Genomic DNA, 5050 nt, shown 5'->3' on the forward strand with positions numbered 1-5050 from the left:
CTTGGTGAACTCTGTGAAAAGGCCCATAGTGTAAAAATCCATAATTTTATCAAGATGCCGACTCCTGATCATATGGTAAATGTTGATGATAAAATGGACAACGCCTTTCATCTTTTTGTCGTCAACCGCCACGACTCTCTTTTCGTCAAAGACGGGCAAGACATTGTGGGTCTGATTCGATTCTCAGACGTCTACAAGAAAATCAGAGAGACCATGACGGCGTGTCCTGTTCCGGCATAGCCTCTCCGTATGAACGGTTAGTTACATTGTAAGTCCGGTGTCACGGGTAATCTGATCCAAAAGAGGAGGTGATATGGCCAACAACTTCCAAATTGTTGCTAAAAAAAGCAAAAATCAATCCCTGGATTTAAGGCTGTTCGGCGATTTTGACGCATCGTCAGCGTGTGAACTGATCAATTTCTTGGACGAAAGCGTCAATAAATCCAGCAAAGTGGCCATCCACACGGACGGGTTAAGAACCATCGATGGCTTCAGTCTGGATGTCTTTCTTCCTCGATTGTCACAGCTAAATAAAATCCTGGCCGATATCGAGGTGACCGGGCGGTTCAGCGGGGTTTTTCGGGAAGAGTGAGGCATCCTGTTTGTGTATTTTTCCTTATCACAGCGAGCGTGACGGCTTTTGCTGCTGAGATCAAAAAGAGAGGTTAGTCTCCAATGAACAAACAAACCTCTGATAACGAAAACGTGTTGGGTGCTCACAAACGATTTTTTCTGTCAAACCTTCCCAAGCCGAATGCCGTGGTTGAGTTGACCGTCGGCCAGGAGTGGCGGCTAATGGGTAAACGTGGACACCAAATTCTGTTTTGTCTCCATGGCAGCGTGTGGGTGACTCAGGAATGCGACATCCGTGACTACGTGCTCGAACGGGGTGATGCCTTTGTCGTGACCCTGCCAGGGCTGGTACTGGTCCGAGCCCTCACCCAGGCGAGCATCGGCTATGCCGAAAGTCTGGTGCCGCGACCTTTTAAAGGATGTTTCAGTCAAACGGTTTTTAAATAGCGGCCTGACATCTGGTATTCAAGGGTACTACAAAGAAACGGAGATATAAAATGGCTATTCGCAAACAGTCTTTAAAAAGCAAACCCGTGTGCAAGGTCACTTTTAAAATTCCTGAAGAGATGGTAGACGCGGCAACGCAAGCGCATGTGGTGGGTGAGTTCAACGACTGGTCAACCTCAGCAACACCCATGCAAAGATCGAAAAAAGGCGTTTTCAGCGCCACCGTTGAACTGGAAAAAGGCCGATCCTACCAGTTTCGCTATCTGTTGGGCCAATCCCGCTGGGAAAACGATCCCGATGCCGACGGCTATCTACCGACCCATTTTGGTAACAGCCACAATTCAGTGATCCATCTTTAGTATCGCTTTTCGGGTCTCTCTTTTGCTGCATCGCCTGTTGCTGTTCCCAAAGGCAACAGTCAAATTCATCACGATCGGACCAACAGTCTCCCTTGGTGAAAATATGGAAGACACACTGGAGAGAAAAATTATTGAACGGGCTGCTCTGCGCAGTCTGACCGAGGCAGCCATTACATGCCGACCATTCGCCAGCAGCGGCACCACCCGTTCGTCGGATGGGGTCATGCACAATTTTTCAAGCCAAGGCGCCTACATCGAAACAACCGGTAACTATAGGAACGGAACCATTCTCATCGTGCGGATGGTAGGCAATCCGTATATTTCGGCATCAATGGTCGACGCGTTTCGGCCACGCTCCATATGTCTGGCAGAAGTCAGATGGCAGCAGCAGCTGGTTGATGAGAACGCAGTTCGGTATGGCATAGGACTGAAATATCTTGACTGAAAGAGTAACCAATTATGTTTGATTCACAAATTCTCCTGACCGGCATCGTCATTTTTTTTGCCCGAATCTGCGATGTTTCCATCGGTACCGTCCGAACGATCGTAACGGTTCAGGGGCGGACGACCATCGCATTTACCCTGGCGATTTTTGAAATCATCATATGGGTGACTGTCGCCAGCACGGTGATCAACCAGATATCAGACAAACCGTTGCTGGTCATTTTTTATGCATTCGGATACGCCACGGGCAACGTGGTTGGGATCATGGTGGAGCGCAGGCTTGCCTTCGGAACGACGATCCTCAGGATAATCACCCCCGACCAAGGCCCAGCTATCGCCGCACATTTGAGAGAAAACGGCCAGCCGGTGACCATATTCCACGGTGAGGGCAAGCATGGACCGGTAAACGAGCTTTATATTGCCTGCCGGCGACGCGATCTAAAATGGATCCTGCCCGCCGTTCGGTGCATCGACCCGAAGGTCTTTTACGTCATTGAGCAGGCACGGGATATGAGCAAAGTATACCGGCCAATCTGCTCGCCACTTGGCGGCTGGCAAGCGATCAGCAACCGTAAATAATTGAACCGCGATAGCGAGCGCATTCCTTGCCGCTTGTAACGGGGTTAACGAGCGAACAGTAAATCAAATTTCATCCTTACAGTGAACCCTCCCCGCAGCTCAGCCGCGGTGAGGGTTCAATTTAAACAATCATTGATGTCCCCGAACGGACTGGTGATGATGTTATGACAAAAAATAAACCTTATTACATGATATCCTCACTGGAGCGCGGCCTGCGGATGATCGAATTGCTTGCTGAAAATGAAATTTTGACTGTCAGCGAATCGGCTCGCCTGATGGGGTTGAACCGCAGCGTCACGCACCGATTTCTGGCAACCCTTCAAAATCTTGGGTATGTTAGCCAAGGCGACCGTTCACAGTACAAGCTATCCATGAAACTCTTTGAACTGGGCAGTCGTGTGGTCGATCACACTGAAATTCGGACTATCGTCCGCCCGTTCATGCAAAGCTTGGTTGAAATCCATAATGAAACCGTTAACCTTGGAATGTTGGATCGCCAGGGTATGGTAACCATCGATACGCTGACAGGAAAAGAATTGCTCAGCTTTTATTCTCCAATTGGCAGTCGCTCGCCGGCCAATACGCATGCCATGGGAAAGGCAATCCTGGCCTTTTGTGATCTTAAGGTCCAGCAGGCATATATGGATACCGCTCAAATTGATTCCCAGGATCCCAACACCACAGCTGACTCAGGCACCTTTCTTGCTGAACTTGAAATGATTAGACGCCAAGGATACGCAATAGACAATGAAGGATGGGCTATCGGGCTCAAATGTGTAGCCGCTCCGGTATTCGATCATACCAACGAACCGACCTATGCCGTAAGTATTTCTGGACCGGCAAACCGAATGACTCCGGCAGTTATTGATCACCTGTCTCAGGATCTCATCCAGTGTTGCCACAAAATATCCGAAAGGCTTGGCAGCAACCGGAACTGAGTCTCACTTTCCATCAATGATCTGCGTTTCATTCAGGAGACAAAACGGTTAGCCAACCCACATGAAATGAACCGTCGGCACCACTTTCAGCGATGACTTTCATTCAGCCATGAGTCTTAAAATGCAAAAACTATTATTCGATCGCCTACCAACTGAGGGGCCATTGGCTAAAAACAACGCGCAGGTTTTACTGTAGGTATAGACCATGAAAAGATTCAAAAAAGTCCTCTATGTTAACGACTCAACTGACGATCAGGACTGGGCTATCGCCCGTGCTGTCGCTCTGGCGGAAAACAAGCAGGCCGACCTGACGGTCGTGGACGTGATTCCGATCGAGGTCGTCACGGCAGGTATCGGATTGCCGCCTGGCGGACCGATCTCCAACGATTTGAAGGCAGCTGTGGTGGCCGATCACTACGAGCGGCTCGAGGCCCTTGTAAGACCTTACCAACAGCGCCTGAGTATCCGGCTGGATGTGCTGGTGGGCAACACGCCCCTTGAGGTGATTCGCGCCGTATTGAACAACGCCTACGATCTGGTTATCAAATCTGCCGAAAACCCGAACTGGCTGGAAAGATTGTTCGGCAAGAACGACATGCATCTGCTGCGCCAATGCCCCTGCCCGGTCTGGCTTATGAAACCACGCGAAAAATCGAACTACAACAACATCCTGGCGGCTGTCGATTTCGATCCGCTGAACCCTTTAGGCTCGGACCGCGACTTAAATCGTGAGATTCTTGAACTGGCCAGCTTGCTTGCGCTGTCCAACTTTGCGTCCTTACACCTTGCCCATGCCTGGGAAGCCATTGCCGAAACAACTCTTCTGTCGAGGAGCGGCACTTCGTTGGAAGGAGTAGCCGCCTACGCTGAAAAAGAGCGTGCACGCCATGGGATTGAAAAAACGCGTACGCTCCATAGGAAGGGACTCAACATACTGGGCGATGAGATGCGTAAATGGATAGGCGTCGATACCTATGATTACCTCTCTCCGAGCTTTCATCTGCCCAAGGGACCGGCAAAAAAGATGATCCCACGGTTGGCGGCGGAATTGCGGGCGGATCTTGTCGTCATGGGAACGATTGCCCGCACAGGCATATCGGGCCTTGTCATCGGCAATACCGCCGAGGCGATTCTCGATCAGCTATCGTGTTCGGTACTTGCGATCAAGCCTCCTGGGTTCAAGACGCCGGTCAAGGTTGACTCGTGAAAAAGACCGAAAACCCTTACACTCTTCGGAAGTGATTCGCCCGTGATCGATCCAGATGGGAAGCCTTCAAGAAGCGATATCATGCTGAGTTGGAGCGGCATGCGAATGTGCTCGATCCGCTTCTGGAACTCACTAAAGAGGGAATGGTCACGCTCCTTTTTTCCGCAAGAGATACCCGGTGCAACCAAGCAGCTGCCCTCAGAGAATTTATGGCGTCGATAAACGAACAGGCTCGAGCAGTTGAGCAAGAACTATTTCCAAAGGAGTAAAAATTATGCAAGACCGTAGCATTTACATTACCAAGTTCGACCTCGAACGGCTTGAGGATCTGCTTGCTGGAGTCCGCGAATTCAGCTATCGGGATCGAGGCGACCTGGAAGAACTCGAAGCGGAACTCCAGGAAGGCAAGCTGGTTGATTCCAAGAACGTTCCCCCCAATGTCGTCACCATGAACTCCCGCGTAGAACTGATTGACCTCGACGAAAAAAAGCCGATGATTTTCA

The 5050-nt window shown here is 50.2% G+C and carries 7 protein-coding genes and 3 pseudogenes; all 10 read left to right on the forward strand.

What is annotated here, in order from left to right; genetic code table 11:
* Nucleotides 1-240: pseudogene (locus tag ABYV26_RS20605) on the forward strand (hypothetical protein); the annotation flags it as partial.
* Between the two features lie 73 nt (nt 241-313).
* Nucleotides 314-592 carry a hypothetical protein gene (locus ABYV26_RS20610; RefSeq protein WP_372683241.1) on the forward strand — a complete coding sequence of 93 codons (279 nt, stop codon included), beginning with the start codon at nt 314-316 and terminating at the stop codon, nt 590-592.
* A gap of 83 nt (nt 593-675) precedes the next feature.
* Nucleotides 676-1020: a DUF2917 domain-containing protein gene (locus ABYV26_RS20615; protein ID WP_372683242.1), complete on the forward strand. Its 345-nt coding sequence runs from the start codon at nt 676-678 to the stop codon at nt 1018-1020.
* Between the two features lie 50 nt (nt 1021-1070).
* Nucleotides 1071-1379, forward strand: a complete 309-nt coding sequence (locus ABYV26_RS20620) for an isoamylase early set domain-containing protein (RefSeq protein WP_372683243.1) — start codon at nt 1071-1073, stop codon at nt 1377-1379.
* Nucleotides 1380-1482: 103 nt separating this feature from the next.
* Entirely contained in the window at nt 1483-1824 is a 342-nt protein-coding gene (locus ABYV26_RS20625; protein WP_372683244.1) for a hypothetical protein, read from the forward strand.
* 14 nt (nt 1825-1838) lie between these two features.
* Nucleotides 1839-2402: a DUF2179 domain-containing protein gene (locus tag ABYV26_RS20630; protein ID WP_372683245.1), complete on the forward strand. Its 564-nt coding sequence runs from the start codon at nt 1839-1841 to the stop codon at nt 2400-2402.
* A 164-nt stretch (nt 2403-2566) separates the two neighbouring features.
* Complete coding sequence (locus tag ABYV26_RS20635) at nt 2567-3340, forward strand: IclR family transcriptional regulator (RefSeq protein WP_372683246.1); 774 nt, start codon at nt 2567-2569, stop codon at nt 3338-3340.
* A 205-nt stretch (nt 3341-3545) separates the two neighbouring features.
* Nucleotides 3546-4547 (forward strand): universal stress protein, encoded by a 1002-nt coding sequence (locus ABYV26_RS20640; RefSeq protein WP_372683247.1) that lies wholly within the window; start codon nt 3546-3548, stop codon nt 4545-4547.
* Nucleotides 4548-4594: 47 nt separating this feature from the next.
* Nucleotides 4595-4816 (forward strand): annotated as a pseudogene (locus tag ABYV26_RS20645) (DUF488 domain-containing protein); the annotation flags it as partial.
* 5 nt (nt 4817-4821) lie between these two features.
* Nucleotides 4822-5050, forward strand: a pseudogene (locus ABYV26_RS20650) (hypothetical protein); the annotation flags it as partial.

This window comes from Desulfosarcina sp. (assembly GCF_041551955.1).
Classification (GTDB): Bacteria; Desulfobacterota; Desulfobacteria; order Desulfobacterales; family Desulfosarcinaceae; genus Desulfosarcina.

Coding starts and splice junctions, on each gene's coding strand:
- ABYV26_RS20620 (WP_372683243.1), top strand. CDS start 1,071: ATGGCTATTCGCAAACAGTCTTTAAAAAGCAAACCCGTGTGCAAGGTC.
- ABYV26_RS20625 (WP_372683244.1), top strand. CDS start 1,483: ATGGAAGACACACTGGAGAGAAAAATTATTGAACGGGCTGCTCTGCGC.
- ABYV26_RS20615 (WP_372683242.1), top strand. CDS start 676: ATGAACAAACAAACCTCTGATAACGAAAACGTGTTGGGTGCTCACAAA.
- ABYV26_RS20635 (WP_372683246.1), top strand. CDS start 2,567: ATGACAAAAAATAAACCTTATTACATGATATCCTCACTGGAGCGCGGC.
- ABYV26_RS20630 (WP_372683245.1), top strand. CDS start 1,839: ATGTTTGATTCACAAATTCTCCTGACCGGCATCGTCATTTTTTTTGCC.
- ABYV26_RS20640 (WP_372683247.1), top strand. CDS start 3,546: ATGAAAAGATTCAAAAAAGTCCTCTATGTTAACGACTCAACTGACGAT.
- ABYV26_RS20610 (WP_372683241.1), top strand. CDS start 314: ATGGCCAACAACTTCCAAATTGTTGCTAAAAAAAGCAAAAATCAATCC.